This window comes from Micromonospora pisi, assembly GCF_003633685.1.
Lineage (GTDB): Bacteria > Actinomycetota > Actinomycetes > Mycobacteriales > Micromonosporaceae > Micromonospora_G > Micromonospora_G pisi.
Window position 1 is genome coordinate 7,385,957 of the sequence record NZ_RBKT01000001.1, and the last position, 19,526, is coordinate 7,405,482.

The following is a 19,526-nucleotide window of genomic DNA, read 5'->3' on the forward strand; positions in this document are numbered from 1 at the left end:
GGGAAGTGGCATTCCTCCAGGTCAGCAGTGCCGGCAGGTCGAACCTGGCGCGTCGGCGCGCGCCAAGCCCGCAGCCACGTCGACCCTCTACACCTTTTGATGCGCGGCCGGATCCCGTCCGGCCACAGACCCGACCCCCACCCAACGTCCCCGTCTGTCCCAGACCTCAGGTCCGTCTGTCCACAGTGCTCCACCGGGTGGCCACGCCACTCCGGTTCCAGCGGCGTGGGCCAGGCGCGCGCCTGTGGTCCGCCGCCATGTCATCCATCGATCCTCGCGAACGCCGCTGCGGGAACGTCGGAAGTTCAAGGAAGACTCGCGAAAGGTATGCGCGACATGCCATCTTTCCCTGTACGACGCGGTTCGCCACGTCGTTTGCGACTGCTCACCCGGCTCGCCACGAGTCGGCCCAGCCGACCGTTGACGGTGCTCGCGGCAGCGGCCATCATGCTGGTCAGCTCCACTCTGGCCGCGGTTCCGGTGAACGCGCGTCCGGCGGACAACGGCACCGGCAGCACCTCCTCGGCGGGACAGCTCCAGGCCCAGGTGCTCACCTGGACGGCGGGCAACGACTTCCAGGCCTATCGCTCCGTCCCCACCACCGCCGTCGCCGGGCCGACCACCCTCGTCTTCGAGAACAGCGCCGCGACCGGAAACACCACCGGGATGCAGCACACGCTGACGTTCGACACCGGCAATCCCGCGTACAACCGCGATGTTGACGTGAACATCCTGGCCGACCCGTTCGACGCCAACCAGGGCCGGTGGACCGTCGACGTGGTGCTCACGCCCGGCACCTACCGCTACTTCTGCGCGATCCCCGGGCACGGCGCCATGACCGGTCTGCTCGTCGTCAGCGGCGGCGGTGGCGACACCACCCCGCCGACGGTGACGGCGCAGGTGACCGGCGACCGCGACGACGACGGCGCGTACCTGGGTGCCGCGACGGTGACCCTGTCGGCCAGCGACACCGGATCGGGCGTCGGTCGGGTGGAGTACTCGCTCGACGGAGGGCCGTACGGCACGTACTCGGCCCCGGTCACCGTCAACGCCCCCGGCGAGCACACGGTGAACTACCGGGCCACCGACGTGGCGGGTAACACCTCACCCGTCCAGTCCGTGAACTTCCGCGTGGCGCAGCCGTCGACCCCGGACACCACTCCGCCGACGGTGACCGCCGCGGTGACCGGTGACCGGGACGACAACGGTGCCTACCTCGGCATGGCGACCGCGACGATCTCCGCCACCGACACCGGCTCCGGCGTCGCGCGGGTCGAATACGCCCTCGACGGGCAGGCGTACGCCACGTACACCGCGCCCGTCATGGTCCACACCCCGGGCCAGCACACGGTCAGCTACCGGGCCACCGACGTGGCGGGTAACACCTCCGCCCCGCAGTCGGTCGCCTTCCAGGTCGTCACCGTTCCGGACCCGGACACCACCCCGCCGACGGTGACCGCCGCGGTGACCGGTGACCGGAACGACAACGGCGCCTACATCGACGACGCCACCGTCACCCTCACCGCCACCGACGCGGACTCCGGCGTCGACCGGGTGGAGTTCTCCCTCGACGGGCAGGCGTACGCCGTGTACACCGCCCCGGTCGTGGTGAACCAGTCCGGCCAGCACACGGTCAGCTACCGGGCCACCGACCAGGCGGGTAACACCTCGACCCCGCAGTCGGTCGCCTTCCAGGTGGTGACGACCCCGGCTCCGGACACCACCGCGCCGACGGTGACCGCCGGGCTGACCGGTGACCGCGACGGTAACGGTGCCTACCTCGGCGCGGCGACGGTCACGATCTCCGCCACCGACGCCGGCTCCGGCGTCGCGCGGGTCGAATACGCCCTCGACGGGCAGGCGTACGCCGCGTACACCGCGCCGGTCACGGTGAACACCGTCGGTCAGCACACGGTCAGCTACCGGGCCACCGACGTGGCGGGTAACACCTCGACCCCGCAGTCGGTCGCCTTCCAGGTCGTCGCGCCCCCGGACCCGGACACCACCGCCCCGACGGTGGCCGCGGCCGTGACCGGCGACCGTGACGAGGACGGTGCCTACGTCGGCGCCGCCACGGTGACCCTCACCGCCACCGACGCCGGTTCGGGCGTCGCCCGGGTCGAGTTCTCCCTCGACGGACGGCCGTACGCCGAGTACACCGCCCCGGTGACGGTCAACCAGGCCGGCCAGCACACCGTTTCGTACCGGGCCACCGACGTCGCCGGCAACACCTCGACCTCGCAGTCGGTCTCGCTCACCGTTGCCACGCCCGCCAACCCCGACACCACCGCGCCCACGGTGAACGCGGCGATCACCGGTCAGCAGAACGGGAGCTGGGCGTACATCGGCAGCGCCACCGTCATGCTGACCGCGTCCGACTCCGAGTCCGGTCTCCACCGGGTCGAGTACGCCCTCGACGGGCACGGTTACGTGCTCTACACCGGGCCGCTCACGGTGAACACCCCTGGAGCGCACACGTTCAGCTACCGGGCCACCGACCGGGCGGGTAACACCTCGGGCACCGCGTCGGCCACCTTCACGGTGGTGGAGAGCGTCCCGGTGAAGCCGACCTGCAAGGTGACCGACACCCGACCGACGGTCTGGATCGGTACGTTGAACAGCGGCGTGGCGAACCGGGTGGTCGAGGCCGGTTGCTCGATCAACGACCTGATCGAGGATGAGCGGACCTGGCCGAGCCACACCGAGTTCGTGCAGCACGTCCGGGCGGTCGCCGAGCGCCTGCTGCTCAAGGGCGTGATCCGTCAGGGTGAGTACGGCGACCTGGTCCGCACGGCGAGCGATTCGGGCGTCGGCAAGTCCGACGACAAGCAGGGCTACCAGGTGCTGCTGGACCGCTCGGGTGCCTCGTTCGGTCTGTGGGAGCAGGTCGGCGCGGGTGGCTTCACCCGTAACGCCGACGGTTCGGTCACCAGCCGTCCGGTCGACGGTCTCGGCATGCTCTGGTTCCCCGTCCGGGCGTACGGCGACTTCTCGCTGAAGCTCCAGTGGCGTGACGACGCTCCCGGTGACGGGCGCGCCAACAGCGGTGTCTTCGTCCGTTCGCCGCAGGTGCACCAGCACCCGGAGGAGTCCCGCCCGGAGTGGGTGGCGATCAAGTACGGCCACGAGTTGCAGATCTACGACGGCCCCGCGGGCGACCAGTACAAGAGCGGATCGGTGTACGGCTTCGACCGGGTCGATCTCGACGGTGCGCAGGTCACCCCGAAGGGCACCTGGAACGACTACGAGATTCGCGTCGTCGGCCAGCACTACTCCGTGTTCCGTAACGGCGAGCTGATCAACGAGTACGTCAACGTGCCCGAGGCCGTCTTCGACCCGCCCCGCGCCGACGATCCCGGTGGTGCCGGGCGGCAGAACGCGACCGGCTACATCGGGTTGCAGAACCACAGCGCCGCGGACCGGATCAGTTTCCGCAACATCAGGATCGCCCCGCTCACGCCGTGACGCCGGCACGGCGCGTCGTCTGACCCCTTCCACCCGCGTGAGCGCGGTTGGCCGAGCGATTGGATACGACCTTTGAGCAAGCCAATGGACAGTGCTGTTCCGGGAGGTGGCCGATGACCTCGGTGACCGAGTCGCCGGGCGCTCGCCCGGCGGCCCCGGCCCGGCTCCTCGGATCGAGCGCCGGCCGGGCGCTGATGGTGATAGTGGTGCTGCTGGTGACGATCGGTGGCGCGGGTGGGCTGGCGCTCGCCCGTGACTCGGGCGCGCGTTCGGCCGAGCGGCCCCAGGGCTGCGTCGCCCCCGATCGCCGGATCCAGTTGTACGCGGTGGAGTTGCCCCGGGACCCGGCGACCAACCAGATCCGGCTCGGGTACGGGCTGACGCCGCAGACGGCGTCGTACCCGGGCCCGACGATGGAGATGATCGAGGGGGAGTGCCTCGCGATCACGCTGCACAACCAGGTGCCGGTGGCGACCCTGGAGCAGCTCCGTACCGACCCCGCCCATCCGCTCGGGGTCTCGTTGCACGCCCACGGCATCAAGTACACCCAGCTCTCCGACGGCACCGTGCACAGCAACTCGTACGTGCCGCCGGGCGCGTCGCGTACGTACATCTGGTTCGCCAAGCCCCGCGACAGTCGAGGATCGCAGGGTACGGCGGGCTACTGGTGGTACCACGACCACACGGTCGGCGGGCCGCACGGGACCCAGGGTCTCGGAGCGGGACTGTTCGGCGGGCTCGTGGTGCGCCGGCAGGGGGATGTCCGGCCGGACCGGACCTACGTGACCGCCTTCGGTGACCGTCAGACGATCAACCTGCGGCGCAGCCAGGACGCGGACAACTGTGACGAGGCGAACCCGCAGCCCGGCCCGACCTGCATGATCGCCAAGCTCGGCGAGCGGATCGAGTTCATCGTCATCGGCATCGGTAATGACATGCACACGTTCCACCTGCACGGGCACTCCTGGGCGGACACCAGGACGGGCATGGTCGAGGGGGCCAACGAGGCGCTGATCGACTCGATTCCGATCATCGACAACCGGACGCTCGGCCCTGGTGACAGCTTCGGCGTGCAGGTCCTCGCCGGCGACTCGGTGGGACCTGGTCACTGGATGCTGCACTGCCACATGCAGTTCCACTCGGACCTGGGCATGTCGACGATGCTGCACGTGCTCGACGAGAACGGGGCGATGCCGCCGCACGGCGGACCGGTTCCGACCGCGCCGGCACAGTCGGGGTCCGCGCCGGCCGGCGACGCGGCGGGCGCCCACACCAACCATCGCTGAGCCATGGCGATCGCACTGTCATCAACCCCCAACCTGATCGCCCTGCCCACCACCTGAAGGACTTTCGTACCCTCTCGAGGAGGAGAAATGGCTCAAGAACGCCATTTCCAGATGTCCCGATTGGTCGGACAACTCCGTTCCGACCCTGCCAACCCTCCACCTCCCGCCCCGGCCGGTGTTCTCCGGTCGCGTGGCCGGGGGGCCGGACCGATCCGCCGCGCGGTCGCGCTGGCGTCGAGCGCCGCTCTGGTGTTCGGCCTGCTGACCACGCCCGCCTCGGCCGCCCCGGACCAGAGCGTGGCCCAGTCTTCGCCGACCTGGGGCAACCAGGTGGTGAACGTACTGGTCTTCCATGGTCCGGCGGCCTCGCAGGACGACCCGGTGGCCAAGGCCGTCAACGCCATCAGGAAGCTGGGTAGCGAGAACGGCTTCTACGTCCACGACTCCGACGACCCGTCGGTCTTCACCCCGGACAACCTGGCCCGCTACCGCAGCGTGGTGTTCCTGTCGGCCAACGGGGTGACGCTGAACGACGCGCAGGAGGCGGCGTTCCAGGCGTACGTCAAGGGCGGCGGCGGCTTCGTCGGTATCCACGACGCGGCCCGCGCGCAGCCCGGCTCGGAGTGGTTCACCGGTCTGATCGGCACCCGTCCGGCGGCGAGCCTGCCGAACGCGGAGGAGATCGAGAGCGTCACGGCGAGCGGCAACAACCCGCCGAGCGAGGTCGTGGAGAACCTGATCGACGGGGCGACCGGCACCAAGTGGTTGACCCGTACGCCGACCGGCTGGGTGGTCGCGAAGCTCGGCGCTCCGAAGGCGGTGGCGCAGTACGCCCTGACCTCGGCGAACGACTTCCAGGGCCGTGACCCGAAGGACTGGACCCTGCAGGGCTCCGCGGACGGCAACACCTGGACGGACCTGGACACCCGTACCGGTGAGACGTTCTCGCAGCGGTTCCAGACCAAGCAGTACACGTTCAGCAACACCCAGGCGTACCAGTACTACCGGCTGAACATCACCGCGAACAGCGGCGAGCCGCTGATCCAGTTGGCCGAGCTGTGGCTGATCGGGCCCGACGCCGGGCCGGCACCGGAGAACACGGTGCAGCAGGCGGTCGTGGACCTGGTCGACCGGCAGCACCCGGCGAACAAGGGGTTGCCGCTGAACTGGACCCGGTCGGACCAGTGGATGAACTGGGATCCGAGCCCGGTCGGGCGGGTCCACACGATCGCCCAGGTCAAGGAGAACACCTACAACGCGGGGCTCGGGGGCAACGGCGCGTTCCACCCGATCTCGTGGTGCCGTGACTACGACGGCGGGCGGTCGTTCTACACCGGCATGGGCCGCACCGAGGCCAGCTACACCACTGACGCGCAGTTCCGCAGCCACCTGCTCGGGGCGCTTCAGTGGACGAGCGGTACGGTCCGTGGCGACTGCCAGGCGACCATCGCGTCGAACTACCGGGTCGAGCGGCTGACCACCACCAACCAGACCGGTCAGCTCGACCAGATCGGTGAGCCGCACGGTCTGACCGTCGCCCCCGACGGCAAGGTCTTCTACATCGGCAAGGCCGCCTGCGCGACCGGGGCGGTTGCCGACTGGAACAACCCGAACGTGGGTCTGGGCTGCGGCACCATCCACCAGTGGGACCCGAAGACCAAGCAGGTCAAGCTCCTCACCACGCTGAAGGTGATGGGCAACCGGGGCAGCGGCAGCGAGCTGGTGAAGAACGAGGAGGGCCTGGTCGGCATCACCCTCGATCCGAAGTTCGCGGAGAACGGGTGGTTCTACGTCTACTGGATGCCGCACGAGTCGATCGACCGGGTGAAGCGGATCGGTCAGCGTACGGTTTCGCGGTTCACGTACAACGCCGCGCAGGCGACGGTCGACCAGAACACCCGCAAGGACCTGCTGCACTGGGACACCCAGATCCACAGCTGCTGCCATGCCGGTGGTGGCATGACGTTCGACGAGTCCGGCAACCTCTACATCGGTAGCGGTGACAGCAACTCCTCCGGTGGTTCGGACGGCTACTCGGGCAACAACTGGACCCAGGCGTACGAGGGCACCTCGTTCCAGGACGCCCGCCGTACCTCGGGCAACACCAACGACCTCAACGGCAAGATCATCCGTATCCACCCGGAGGCGGACGGGACCTACACGGTTCCCGAGGGCAACCTCTTCACCGGCCAGGAGGAGGGCGGCGGCAAGACCCGCCCGGAGATCTACGTGATGGGCGTGCGTAACATCGCCCGGATCGCCTGGGACCCGGTGAACGACTGGCTCACCGCCGCGTGGGTCGGCCCGGACGCGGGTGCGCCGAGCCCGGAGCTGGGGCCGGCGAAGTACGAGACCGCGACGATCATCACGTCGGCGGGCAACCAGGGTTGGCCGTACTGCATGGGTAACGGGCAGCCGTACCGGGATCGCAGCAGCACCGACGCCACGGTCCTGACCGGCTGGTACGACTGCGACAACCTGAAGAACGAGTCGCCGCGCAACACCGGTCTGGTCAACATCCCGCCGGCCCGGGACAACATGATCTGGTACTCGCCGCAGGGTGGTGGGCCGGTCTTCCCGACCCGCACCGACGGCAGTGGCCTGCCGACCTACAAGCCGGAGGACGCGACCTTCACCCAGCCGTACCTGAGCGGTGGCGGCCAGGCGATCATGGATGGCCCGACGTACCAGCGCTCCAAGGTCGACGTGAACAGTGGCGTCGCGTGGCCGGCGTACTGGGACAACAAGTGGTTCATCGGTGACCAGTCGAACTCCAACAACCGGATCGCCGTCACCGTCGACCCGAGCAAGGTCGCCCAGGCCGGGGCCCCGGCTTTCGCCGAGGACCTGCGCAGCATCATCCCCGGCGGCAGCGGCACCACCCAGCTCCAGTCCTGGATGGACGCGAAGTTCGGCCCCGACGGCGCGCTCTACATGCTCGACTACGCCGGTGGCTTCTTCAGCCTGCATCCGAACCAGAAGCTGATCCGGATCACCTACCAGGGTGGTCAGGCGACCCCGAACCCGAGCCTGGCCACGGCCCGGTCGGTGACGCCGAGCGAGCCCCGGACCGTCGCGTTCTCGGCGAACCGGGTCGGTGGCGTGGCGTGGGAGTGGAACTTCGGCGACGGCAGCAATCCCTCGACGCAGGCTCACCCGACGCACATCTACAAGCGGTACGGCACCTTCCAGGCAACGGTGAAGGTGACGTACGCCGACGGTGAGGTCGTCACCGGGAAGGTCGACGTCAACGCCGGCTGCACCGCGGCCGACGCCCGGCCGACGGTCTGGCTGCTCGACGCCGACACCGGGGTCGCGAACCGGCAGGCCGGTGGTGGCTGCACGATCAACGACCTGATCGACGACGAGAGCACCTGGCCGAACAAGGCCTCGTTCGTCACCCACCTCGACGAGGTGCTGGCCGAGCTGAGCGCGGCACACGTCATCGACAGCCGCGAGGTGACGAAGCTGCGCCGGGCCGGGACGCAGTCCCCGATCGGCCTGGCCGCCGGGTACAAGCCGATCTTCGACGGGTCGGCGTACTCGCTCGCGGGTTGGCGTCAGGCACCCGGCGGGTCGTTCTCGCTGCGTCCCGACGGTTCGATCCGCAGCTCCGGTGGGCTCGGCATGCTGTGGTACGCGGACCAGGAGCTCGCCGACTACTCGATCAAGATGCAGTTCCGGGACATCTCCCCGGAGGGCTTCCGGGCCAACAGTGGTCTTCTCGTACGCTTCCCGGACCCGCGCATTCCGGTGGAGCAGCGTCCGGCCGGCAGTTGCGGCACGGTGGGTTCGGCCCGCAGCTCCCAGGCCTGGGTCGCGATCTACTGCGGCCACGAGATCCAGATCTACGACGGTGAGACGGGTGAGCCGCAGAAGACCGGCTCGGTGTACAACTTCTCGCCGAACACGCTGGACAAGGCCGGGGCGACCCCGAAGAACCAGTGGAACGACTACGAGATCCGCGTGGTCGGCCAGCACTACACGATGATCCGCAACGGTGTGGTGATCAGCGAGTTCGACAACACGCCGGGCAAGCAGTCGTCCCGCCAGGGCGACCCGCCCACCGACCTGCGGCAGTTCCTCAGCGGTTACGTCGGGTTGCAGAACCACGGCAACAACGACCTGATCGAGTTCCGCAACGTGCGGGTGCGGGAACTCTGACCGACCGGTGCCGGGTACGGGCGCGATGCCCGTACCCGGCACTGTGCCGGCTCGACCCACCGGGCCAGCGGCTGCTGGTGGGACGGGTCAGGCGAATGCGAGAATCGTCCGTTTCTTTGGCAAATCGGACGTACCCTGAGTGCCAGGTGTGGCGCTGAAGGGGGCCGGCATGGCATCTCCGGGTGACGGTCGGTCGTCGACCGGCCGGTACGGACACCGTGGGGCCGGTCCGTCCCGCCTGTCTCTGATCATGATCCTTACGTTGGCGGTCGGCTCGATCCTGGGTGCCGTGTACGTCACCGGCCGGGTGGTCGGCACGCCCGGGGAACCGCACCAACCGGTCGCTGCTCCGACCTCGCCGGGCGCGTCGCGCGTCGCCACCGCCCCGGCAGCCGACTCGGGGACGATACGGCAGCCTTCGCCACCGGCGCCCTCCCCGGCGGCGTCCGCCACATCCGACCGGGAACCGGACCCCGTCGACGACCCCGCCCGGCCACCCCTGGAGGGAAGCGGCCCGTACGGCAGCCGGATCAGTACCGGCTCCCGTGACGTGGCGCTCACCTTCGACGACGGCCCGAACCCGGAGTACACCCCGAAGGTCCTCGCCGAACTGGAGCGTTACCAGGTCAAGGCGACCTTCTGCCTGGTCGGGGAGCTGGCTGCGGCGTACCCGGAACTGGTCCGGTCGATTGCCGCCGCCGGCCATACCCTCTGCAACCATTCCTGGTCCCACGACCCGACCCTGGGCAGCCGGGCGAAAACGGTTATCCGGACCGACCTGACCCGCACCAACGCGGCCATCCGGGCGGCGGTGCCGGACGCGCGGATCGTCTACTACCGCCAACCGTACGGCGGGTGGACGGCCGCGTCGGTGGCGACCGCGTGGGAACTCGGCATGACCTCGGTGCACTGGGACGTGGACTCGCTGGACTACAACCGACCCGGAGCCGGCCGTATCGCCTCGATCGTCACGGGCCGCGTCGGCGCCGGCTCCATCGTGTTGATGCACGACGCTGGCGGCAACCGGCAACAAACCGTCGACGCGCTCCGGACGATCCTGCCGAATCTGCTGCGGCGGTTCAGCGTGACGTCCCTGCCGACCGGGCCGCCCCAGGTCCCGTCCGACGGGTAGCCCGTCGCACGACGACAGCGGCCACGGCTGACGGTGTCGAGGGTGTCAGGCCAGCAGTTCGCGGACCCGGGGGATGACCCGGGTGCCGTAGAGCTCGATGTTGGTCATCAGCGCCTCGTGCGAGAGTCCGCCCATGCCGTACTTCAGGTCGAAGCGGGTGGCGCGGAGAGCGGTCAGGTTGGTGGCGATCTTCCGCGCGACGGTCTCCGGTGACCCGACGTAGAGCGCGCCCTGCGGCCCGATCTCGTACCGGAAGGACTCCTTCGTCGGTACGGCGAATCCTCGGACCCTGCTGACCTTTCGGATGGCCTCCAGGTAGCGCGGCCAGAACTCCTCGCGGGCCTGCTCGTCGGTTGCGGCGACGTGTCCGGGGGAGTGCACTCCGATCGGTCGGGCCGGCTGTCCGAGCTGCTCCAACGCCTGGTGGAAGAGCTGGGAGAAGGGCGCGAAGCGGGCCGGGGATCCGCCGATGATCGCGAGCATCAGGGAGTAGCCGTACCGCGCGGCGCGGATGACCGACTGGGGGCTGCCACCGACGCCGATCCACGCCGGGAAGGGCCCGGACTCGGGGTACGGCACCACGTCCTGGTCGCGCAGCGGGGGACGGGTCTTGCCCTGCCAGGTCACCGGCCCGCCCTTGAGCACTTCGGCGAAGAGTTGGGCCTTCTCCTCGAAGAGCTTCTCGTAGTCGCCGAGGTCGAAGCCGAAGAGCGGGAACGAGTCGATGCTGGAACCGCGCCCGAGGATGACCTCTGCCCGGCCGTGGGAGATGGCGTCGAGTGTCGAGTAACGCTGGAAGACCCGGATCGGGTCGTCGGAGCCGAGCACCGTGACGGCGGAACCGAGGCGGATCCGGGTGGTGCGCGCGGCGATCGCGGCGAGCGCCACATCAGCCGCTGACAGTGGGAAGTCCGTGGTGTGGTGTTCACCGATGCCGAAGAAGTCCACGCCGACCTGGTCGGCGAGAACGCCCTCCTCGACGACGTTGCGGATGGTCTGGGCGTGGGAGAGGGGGCGGTCGAGTTTGTCGTGGGTGACGTCGCCGAAGGTGTCGAGGCCGAGGATGAGGGGGAACTTCCCGGGTTCGGCCGCCGAGGCGGGTACGGCGTCTGGCAGTGCGGTGGGCACGTCGGTTCTCTCTGTTCGGTGGGGTGGGGCGACCTAACCGGCTTCGGTCGATATCGCCAGCTCGAATCCGGCCCGGCGCAGCGAGGCGCCGAAGACGGGACCGCCGGGTTCGAGGAGGCGGCCGGCCCGCAGGCTGTCTAGTCGGACGGCGTCGTAGCCGAAGCGCTCGATCACCTCCGCTACGAGCTTGACCGCGCCCGGGTCGTCCCCGGCTACGCCGAGTGCACGGCGATCGGGCGAGTCCGCGGGTCGGCTCTGTTCCTCGAGTTCGTGGTAGCCGATGTGGTTGAGGGTCTTGACGACGGTGGAGCGGGCGAGCCGACGCTGGACGATCTCGCTGCTGCCGTACCGCTGGTCTTCGAACATCTCCTGCACACCGTCGGTCGGCGGCCAGTAGTTCATCGTGTCGACGACGAGTTTCCCGGCCACCAGGGCGGGATCGAACGTGGTGAACCGGTGCAGCGGGATCGCCAGCACCACGATGTCGGCGTCCGTGACGGCGTCGGCGGCCCAACGTGGCTCGGCTCCCGGCGCGAGAACCTGGGTGATGAGTGCGATCCGCTCGGGGTCGCCGGCGGCCGCGATCGTCACGGGGTAGCCGGCGGTGATCGCGACCCGAGCGATCACCGGGCCGGTGTGCCCGGCACCGAGCACCGCGAGCCGAGGTGGTCGTGGTGGGGCGGACGTGCCGTCGGTCATGCTTCCTCCTTTCCGGTGTGCGTGGTGACCGGTTGCGGTTGAAGGTGTTCCCGCAGCGCCCGCAGGATGTCGGCCAGCGCGTCGAACTGCTCGGGCGTCAGCGCGTCGCCGAAGTGTTGTTTGATGGCCCGCAGGTGCGGTGCGGTGGCGGCCCGGAAGATCCGTGCCCCGTCGTCGGTGAGCGAGATCTCGGAACCCCGGTTGTCGGTGGCGCACTCGTCGCGCCGGATCAGCCCGCGCCGCTCCATCCGACCCAGGTGGTGGGAGAGTCGGCTCCGTTCCCAGTCGATGCTCGCCGCGAGCTCCGACGACCGCAGCCGGGTGCCCTCTGTCTCGCTCAGGGCCAGCAGCACCTGGTAGTCGGCCGGCGAGAGGTTCGACTCCCGGGCCAGTTGTGCTCCCATCAGCTTGCGGAGATCGTCGGTCGTGTCGATCAACGCCCGCCAGGTCGCCAGCTCCCTGGTTGTCATCCGCCGCCGGGCTGCCGTGCCCGTGGCTTCGTCGTCCCGCATGCTCCGCTCCCCATCCGCTTGACGCGTCAAGGGTAGCTCACTGATTGACGTGTCAACATTGACGCGTCCATCACAATCCCCGGTGTCGGCCCACGGGTTCGGCGCCTGCTGAGCGCCGGCTTCCCTCGCCTCGGCCGGCCAAACGGGCCGGGTAGCGCCCGCAGTGCCCGGAGTCGTCCGACCTCGCGGAACACGTCCCTGTTCGGTGATCTATTGCCAAAGGAGCCGTAGACGTATGGTTTTTCGCGGTTAACGCATTTCACCCCTGAGCATGGAGGAGCGGAACAGAGTGGCGAAGCTCAACAGGTGGCTTGTCGCGCCGGGGGTGATGGCGCTGGTCGCGGTTGCCACCGTCGGTCCCGTACCGGTCACCGTCGCGGCGTCGGCGTCGGCGTCGGCGTCGGCGGCAGTGGCTGACGGTTGGACCGGCACATGGTCGGTGGCGTACGAGACCACCGGCGGCACCTTTCCGGCCCAGTCCACGACTCGCCAGATCGTGCACACCAGCATCGGTGGCACGGCGACCCGACTGCGTCTCTCCAACGTCTTCAACGACGAGCCGCTGACCCTGAGCGACTTCCACGTCGCGCAGCGGGCGTCGGGCTCGTCCATCGTCGCGGCCACCGACCGGAGCGTGACGTTCGGCGGTCAGGCGTCGGTGACGATCCCGGCCGGCGGCGAGGCCGTCAGCGACGCGGTGCCCTTCGAGGTGCTGCCGGAATCCGACGTGGCGGTCAGCTTCTACGCACCCGTCCGAGCCGAGGGCGTATCCAGCCACCAGTTCGCCTTCGCCGACCAGTACCTGGCGAACGGCAACGTCACCGGGGCGGCCTCGCTCTCCGTGATGCAGACCTTCTCCAGCTACTTCATCCTCTCCGACCTCGAGGTCCTGAACCCGGCGGCGACGGGTTCGGTCGTCGCGCTCGGCGCCTCGATCACCGAGGGGCACCTCTCGTCGTACGGCACCAACCGCCGCTACCCGAACCTGCTGGCGGCCCGGCTGAACGCCTCCGGACGTACGGTGGGCGTGCTCAACGAGGGCATCGCCGGCAACCAACTGCTCGGCGTCGGGACCGGACCGAGTGCCCTGGACCGGTTCGAGCGGGACGTGCTGGGCCGCTCCGGGGTACGTTCGGTGATCTTCGCGGACAACCCGATCAACGACCTCGCCAGCGGTCGCGAGCCGACCGGCACCCAGTTGATCGACGGGCTCAAGCAGCTCATCACCAAGGCGCACGCGGCCGACGTAGCGTTCTACTGCGCCACGCTGACCCCGTTCGAGGGGCACTGGGCCTGGTCACCATCGCGTGAGACGGCACGCGGCCAGTACAACGCCTTCGTCCGCGGCTCGGGCTCGGGCTGCGACGCGGTGGTCGACTTCGACACGGCTACCCACGATCCGGCCGCGCCGACGAAGTTCCGGGCCGACATCGACTCCGGTGACCACCTGCACCCCAACGACGTCGGCATGCAGGCGATGGCGAACACCATCCCGGTCACCCTGTTCGGCGCGGGTGCTCCGGTCCCGGCCCCGATCACGTTGGCCCAGTCCTTCAACAACACGGCAGTCTCCGCCGACGCCAACACCAACCCGGCGAACTTCGACGGCGGCGGGGCGAGCTTCTCCGCCGAGGCGCTCGCGAGCGGGGGCGCGGCGGCGGGCGGGACGGTGACCGTGGACGGCGTCAGGCTCGCGTGGCCGGCGAGCGCCGGTACCGGCCAGCCGGACAACACGATCGCCGCCGGTCAGCTCATCTCGGTCCCGGGCACGGGCGACACGCTCGGGCTCCTCTTCACGGCCGCCTACGGGCCGGCCTTCGGCACCGGCACGGTGCGGTACACCGACGACACCACCCAGACATTCAGCGTGTCGTCGCCGGACTGGTTCGTCGCCGCGCCCCCATCCGACGGCGCCAGCACGCTGGTGGCGGTCGCCGCCTACCAGAACCGGCAGGGTAACGCCCGGTTCGAGGCCCCGAGCGCGGTGTTCGGCGCGACCGTGCCGCTGACCCCGGGCAAGACCGTGGCTAGTGTGAAACTCCCCGTCGCGGGCGGCGTCCCGGTGCAGGCGGGACTCCCCACCCTGCACGTCTTCGCGGTGGGGTTGGGTACGCGTTCCTGAGTGACGTACGCACCACGGCGGGTCTTCCGGAACGATCTCCGGGAGGCCCGCCGTTCGCGTACCACGGTCACACCGTCCAGGAGCACGTCGCCCGAGCGCGGGTGCTCGCCGCCTGGCCCGGCGTCGCCGGCGGTGGCACGCGTCGCCGGTTGTCGATTATCGCCACTGCTCCCACCGCGCTGTCTGCCGGCGTTCGCCCGAAGGGCCTGAGCAGCCGATTGCAGGTTCTCACAAGGATTCCTCTGGATCTTGCATCAAGGATGGTGGCCGGCCAGGGGAGGCAGGATGACCGTTCGGGGTCAGGGCGTCGGCAGACGGCGTTGGTGGTACGGGGCGTTGGCGGTAACCGTCGTGGTCTCGACCATGACGGTGCCCGCCCGGGGTGCGTGGGCGGATCGGGGTTCACCGGCGGAACCGGTGCCCACGCTGGACGCCGATCCGGGCCCACGGTCCGACGTCGCGCCCGAGCAGCGCGACTCGGTGCTCGGCAAGGGGTGGCGGACCTCGGCCGACCGGGCATGGACCACCTCGGGAGACGCCGACGGGCTGCACGTCCTGGTGGCGGACGCCCGAGCGGGCTACCGGTGGCGGACGGCGGCCACCCTGACCGAGCCGGGATTCGACACCGATCGCTGGATCGGCAACGCCTGCGTGACCGGATCGGGCCGGCGGCTCGTGGTCACGTACGCGCCGAGGACCTTTACAAACCGCGCCGAGCTGTACGAACGCGGCGCCTTCACCGCCGTGGTGGACCTCGACACCGGTGCGGTGACAAAGCTTCCGGTGCTGTCCTCGTTGGCCTACTACAGCCCCGGATGCGGGGTCGACGAGAGCGCGGTGCTGACCCAGGGCCGCGACGCGGGCGAGCCGGGCAGTGACGGCACGGCGCAGACCCGGCTGATTGGCGTCGATGCCGTGTCCGGCAAGCTGGCTCGTCCGATCACCCTCTCCGGTCAGGTGACCTCCGCAGTCCCGATCAAGGGCGGCGGTGTGGTGGCCGCGGATGCCAACCGTCTGGTGCGAGTCGACGAGAAGGGCGTACGGGCCGAGGTGGCCCGGACGATCGGAGTGCCCTTCCGGTTGGTCGCCGGCTCCGACGGCGGTGTGGTCTTCATGGACCGCGAGGGTGACACCGGGCTGGTCCGCCGAATCGACGCGGGCGCGGTGTCCGGGGCGGGGGCGAGCGGGCGCGCTGCCGTGCCGGTCGTGGTGCATTCCGTGGCCCGGGGCAAGCTGACCGATGTTGACCTCGTTGCCGGTGCGGGCGGCCGGGTGTTCGTCACCGGGGAGGTGCAGCGGCCGGCGGCGACGGCCAGCGGACCGGTGCACATACTGGCTATGGCCAGGGACGCACGGGTCTCCACCCTCGGCGAGGCGGTGATCACCCGTGCCGGGTCGACGACTGCGCCGGACTCGCTGGGGTCGGGCGGCGCCGGATCGGCCGCCCGTCGAGTCGACCTGACCATGACGATTCGGGCGACCGGCCAGCGGGTCGAACTCTCGGCGGCCCCGTCCGCCGAGGTCGCCGACCGGACCGGTGCCGGTCGCGTCGCCCACCCGGTCCTGGACCGGGGTGGGCCGAGTGCCGCCCGGCTCGCCGCCGGTTCGGCGAGCGATCCGGTGGAGGCGGAGCGGACCTGTTCGGTGCCGCGTAACGACCCGCGCAACCAGGTACTGCAACCCAAGCCGCGCCAGGTCGAGTGGGCCGCCGACCAGGCCGTACGGGGTGTGCTGACGGTGCAGCGGCCAGCGGACTGGAAGAACCTGGGGATGCCGGCGTACACGCCGCAGGGACTCTTCCCGCCGGTTCCCCTCGACGGCGGAGGGTTCGTCCCGGCCCAGGTACTGCTCGGCATCGCTGCGCAGGAGTCGAACACCTGGCAGGCACCCAGCTATGCCGCGCCCGGTGTCACCGCGAACCCGTTGATCGGCAACTACTACGGCCGCGAGATCTACAACGACGACGAGGGTGACGACTGGGACATCAAATTCGACGACGCGGACTGCGGGTACGGCATCATGCAGGTCACCGACCGCATGCGGATGGCCGGACGGGAGCGGCCCGGTGACGATGCCGCCCTGCCGTACCAGACTCAGCGGGCGGTGGCGCTTGACTTCGCCGCCAACATCGCCGCCGGTCTGCAGATCCTCCAGGCCAAGTGGAACGAGACCCGCCGGGCCGGGCTGGTCGTCAACGGCGGCAACTCCATGTATCTGGAGAACTGGTTCTTCGCCATCTGGGCGTACAACTCGGGCTTCCACCCGCAGAGCGAGGCGGCGGCCAACAACGGGGCGTGGGGGATGGGGTGGCTGAACAACCCGGCGAACCCGAACTACCCGGCCAACCGCAGGGCGTTCCTGGAGTCCTCCGCCGCCGACGCGGCCAACCCGCAGGACTGGCCGTACCCGGAGAAGGTGCTCGGCTTCGCCGGACATCCGATCGAGGTGCTGGAAGCCCCGAACACGCTCGTGTACCAGTTCCGGCCCGCCCAATGGCTGGGCGGCACGCCGGCCGGCGGGGTCAACCGGGCGGCGGTCAAGCCGCCGGTCAACGCCTTCTGTGACGGCAGCAACGATTGCGAGCCCGGCGCTCAGCACCAACCGAGCGAACCTGGCCTCGGCAGCGAGCCGGCCGGCCCCTGCGCCCACACCAACGCCGCCGGTCAGTACGACCTCAAGTGCTGGTATCACGGGCCGGTCACCTGGAAGCCGAACTGCGCGGCCACGTGCGGCTTCGAGTTGCTGCGCTTCGATCCCGGCTACGTCTACCAGGACGATGGCACCTCGTACCCGCCCCGCTGCGACCTGACGGGGCTGCCTGCCGGCGCGCTGATCATCGACGACGTGCCCGCCGACGTCCCGGCCGTACGACCGAACTGCCCGGGCACGGGTGCACAGGCTGGGACGTTCGAGCTGGAGTTCGCATCCGACGCCACCGGCCTCTTCCCGTCGAAGGTCGACTTCCACCAGCTCGGCAGTGGGTTCGGTGGACACTTCTGGTTCGGCCACACCCGTACTGCGATCATGCGGGGTGGTAAGCAGCGGGTCACCGGCACGTGGACGCCCAGCTCGCCGATCAACGGCTGGACCCGGGTGATGGTCCACCTGCCGGAACAGGGTGCCTGGACCCGGCAGGCCGACTATGTGATCAACCTCGGCAACGGCAAGACCCGCCACCGCGTCGTCAACCAGGCGGTGCAGGCTCTCACCTGGGTCGACCTCGGTGTGTTCCCCCTGGCGGGCGATGCCAGCGTCCGGTTGAGCACCGACACCGCCGACGGCGTCGGCGAGGACAACGTCGCCTTCGACGCGGTCGCCTTCGTGCCCACCAGCAAGCCGTCCGCGGTCTACGTCGCGATGGGCGACTCCTACTCCTCGGGGGAAGGGGTGGGGCCGTACTTCGCCAACAGTGACTACAAGCGCTCCAACGGCGACGTCAACGCCTGCCACCGGTCGAAGACCGGCGCCTACCCGACCCAGGTCAAGCAGCCCGGACACACCAAGACCATCGCCCAGGAAGCCGCCGAGGGTACGGCCGCATTCGCCTTCATCGCCTGCTCCGGTGCGGTCACCCCGGAGGTAAGCGTGTCGGCGGGCAACGATCCGCCCGAGCAGAGCGACATCGACGGTCACACCGTCTGGGGTGATTTCGGTGGCCAGTGGGGAGGTCAATACCAGCGCAGCGGCGAGGTGTTCCAGGTCAACCAGGGCTACCTGGACGAGGACACCACCCTGGTCACTCTCACCATCGGCGGCAACGACGCCCGGTTCGCCGAGATCATGCGTAGCTGCATCGCCTCGTTCGACCGATGCTTCGCCGACGACCACAAGTTGACCAGGGACAACGGGCGCGTCGACCCGGAGGCGCTCAAGACCTACGAGAAGCGGCTGCTGTCGGAACTACTGCCCCAGCACCTCAAGGCAACCTACCGGGCCATCTGGGCCAAGGCACCAAACGCCGAGATCCTCGTCCTCGGCTACCCGCAGCTCTTCGCCGACCGGCCGCTGTCTGCCGGCTGCACCGGGCTGAGCACCCAGAGCATGCATTTCCTCAACACCCTCGGCGACCTCTTGACCATCGCCATCGCCAATTCCGTCGACGAGGTCCGCAGGGACGGGGTGAACATCCGGTTCCTCAACCCGACCCAGGCCTGGCGAGAGGGGAACATGCACTGGGCCTGCGGATTCTGGACCACCGAGTGGAGCAACGGGCTCATCGCCAACGCAGCACCAGGCAGCGGACAGGAGGCACCGGGCCGGGGCAGCTTCCATCCCACCGCCGAAGGCCACCAGCAGCTCGCAGCCCTGGTCAACACCCAACTGCACGGCGTCAGTACGGCGGCGGCGGTGCAGCAGCGCATCGAGACGTACGTCGCCACGCGTCCGCCAGTAGGCGCACGTTGGGTGGTCACGCCCGCCCAGGCCCTCCAGGCCGCCGAGACCTGCCTGCGTTTGACGGCTCGGGGAGGCGTTGTCGGCGACCCGTGCATGACCATGCCGATGTTGTTCCCCACGACCGGAAACGCCGCCGGTGCAGCCATCAACGACATGGAAGCCATCGTGGCGAATCCACCCTGGGTTCAGCTGAACCGGGTCAGCGAGACCGAGAAAGCCAAGGTCCTGCCAAATCGTAGCTGGATGGATACGGTTCCGTACCGGCCCAATCCGTGCCGTGCCCTGGACGACAACGGGCCCCGGCCCACCGGCATGCAGTGCGACGAGTATCCGTTCTACTCCAGCGAACTGGGCGGGGCGTGGGACTACATCGACGGCTACTACTCGGTCAGCTCCACCTCCCTACGTCTGGTCCCTCAAGGCGAGAACGGTGCCGAGGGCAGCATGTTGTCCTCCATGTACAGGCGCTGCTCGATCCCGACCGGGATCTACAACACCGGCGGTGGCCACCCGGTCAGTGTCGGCGCCCCATATCTGACCATTCCCTTCATTTCTGACCCACCAGCGGCGGCACCGTACACGTTTTACGTCTGCTGACCGCACGCACATCCGAACAACGTTTT

Annotated in this window: 9 protein-coding genes; 6 read left to right on the forward strand and 3 right to left on the reverse strand. The window is 69.4% G+C overall.

Annotated elements, in window-relative coordinates:
• Positions 1-336 precede the first annotated feature (336 nt).
• From BDK92_RS31645 to BDK92_RS31660, 4 genes are all read left to right on the forward strand, one after another.
• Complete coding sequence (locus tag BDK92_RS31645) at positions 337-3,465, forward strand: OmpL47-type beta-barrel domain-containing protein (RefSeq protein WP_147457186.1); 3,129 nt, start codon at positions 337-339, stop codon at positions 3,463-3,465.
• Between the two features lie 113 nt (positions 3,466-3,578).
• Positions 3,579-4,751 carry a multicopper oxidase domain-containing protein gene (locus BDK92_RS31650; RefSeq protein ID WP_121160037.1) on the forward strand — a complete coding sequence of 391 codons (1,173 nt, stop codon included), beginning with the start codon at positions 3,579-3,581 and terminating at the stop codon, positions 4,749-4,751.
• Between the two features lie 87 nt (positions 4,752-4,838).
• Entirely contained in the window at positions 4,839-8,915 is a 4,077-nt protein-coding gene (locus BDK92_RS31655) for a ThuA domain-containing protein (protein WP_246017355.1), read from the forward strand.
• A 250-nt stretch (positions 8,916-9,165) separates the two neighbouring features.
• A complete protein-coding gene (locus tag BDK92_RS31660) occupies positions 9,166-10,047 on the forward strand; it encodes a polysaccharide deacetylase family protein (RefSeq protein WP_121162755.1) in 882 nt (293 codons plus the stop codon).
• A 45-nt stretch (positions 10,048-10,092) separates the two neighbouring features.
• On the opposite strand, the gene BDK92_RS31665 is transcribed toward BDK92_RS31660, so the two are convergent.
• From BDK92_RS31665 to BDK92_RS31675, 3 genes are read right to left on the reverse strand one after another with little or no spacing between them, the layout of a single operon-like run.
• A complete protein-coding gene (locus BDK92_RS31665) occupies positions 10,093-11,175 on the reverse strand; it encodes an Atu2307/SP_0267 family LLM class monooxygenase (protein WP_246017356.1) in 1,083 nt (360 codons plus the stop codon).
• A gap of 33 nt (positions 11,176-11,208) precedes the next feature.
• Positions 11,209-11,874 carry an NADPH-dependent F420 reductase gene (locus BDK92_RS31670; RefSeq protein WP_121160039.1) on the reverse strand — a complete coding sequence of 222 codons (666 nt, stop codon included), beginning with the start codon at positions 11,872-11,874 and terminating at the stop codon, positions 11,209-11,211.
• The gene (locus tag BDK92_RS31675; protein ID WP_121160040.1) at positions 11,871-12,386 is read right to left on the reverse strand and encodes a MarR family winged helix-turn-helix transcriptional regulator; all 516 of its coding nucleotides are present in this window, start codon (positions 12,384-12,386) and stop codon (positions 11,871-11,873) included. The genes BDK92_RS31670 and BDK92_RS31675 overlap by 4 nt, the downstream gene beginning before the upstream one ends.
• Positions 12,387-12,675: 289 nt before the next feature.
• Between BDK92_RS31675 and BDK92_RS31680 the strand changes: the two genes are divergently transcribed.
• Positions 12,676-14,508: a GDSL-type esterase/lipase family protein gene (locus BDK92_RS31680; protein ID WP_170208759.1), complete on the forward strand. Its 1,833-nt coding sequence runs from the start codon at positions 12,676-12,678 to the stop codon at positions 14,506-14,508.
• Between the two features lie 285 nt (positions 14,509-14,793).
• A complete protein-coding gene (locus BDK92_RS31685) occupies positions 14,794-19,500 on the forward strand; it encodes a golvesin C-terminal-like domain-containing protein (protein ID WP_121160042.1) in 4,707 nt (1,568 codons plus the stop codon).
• Positions 19,501-19,526 lie beyond the last annotated feature (26 nt).

Excerpts from the sequence above, each read along its gene's own strand:
- BDK92_RS31645 (WP_147457186.1), top strand. The coding sequence starts at position 337 with ATGCCATCTTTCCCTGTACGACGCGGTTCGCCACGTCGTTTGCGACTG.
- BDK92_RS31675 (WP_121160040.1), bottom strand. The coding sequence starts at position 12,386 with ATGCGGGACGACGAAGCCACGGGCACGGCAGCCCGGCGGCGGATGACA.
- BDK92_RS31650 (WP_121160037.1), top strand. The coding sequence starts at position 3,579 with ATGACCTCGGTGACCGAGTCGCCGGGCGCTCGCCCGGCGGCCCCGGCC.
- BDK92_RS31685 (WP_121160042.1), top strand. The coding sequence starts at position 14,794 with ATGACCGTTCGGGGTCAGGGCGTCGGCAGACGGCGTTGGTGGTACGGG.
- BDK92_RS31670 (WP_121160039.1), bottom strand. The coding sequence starts at position 11,874 with ATGACCGACGGCACGTCCGCCCCACCACGACCACCTCGGCTCGCGGTG.
- BDK92_RS31660 (WP_121162755.1), top strand. The coding sequence starts at position 9,166 with ATGATCCTTACGTTGGCGGTCGGCTCGATCCTGGGTGCCGTGTACGTC.
- BDK92_RS31655 (WP_246017355.1), top strand. The coding sequence starts at position 4,839 with ATGGCTCAAGAACGCCATTTCCAGATGTCCCGATTGGTCGGACAACTC.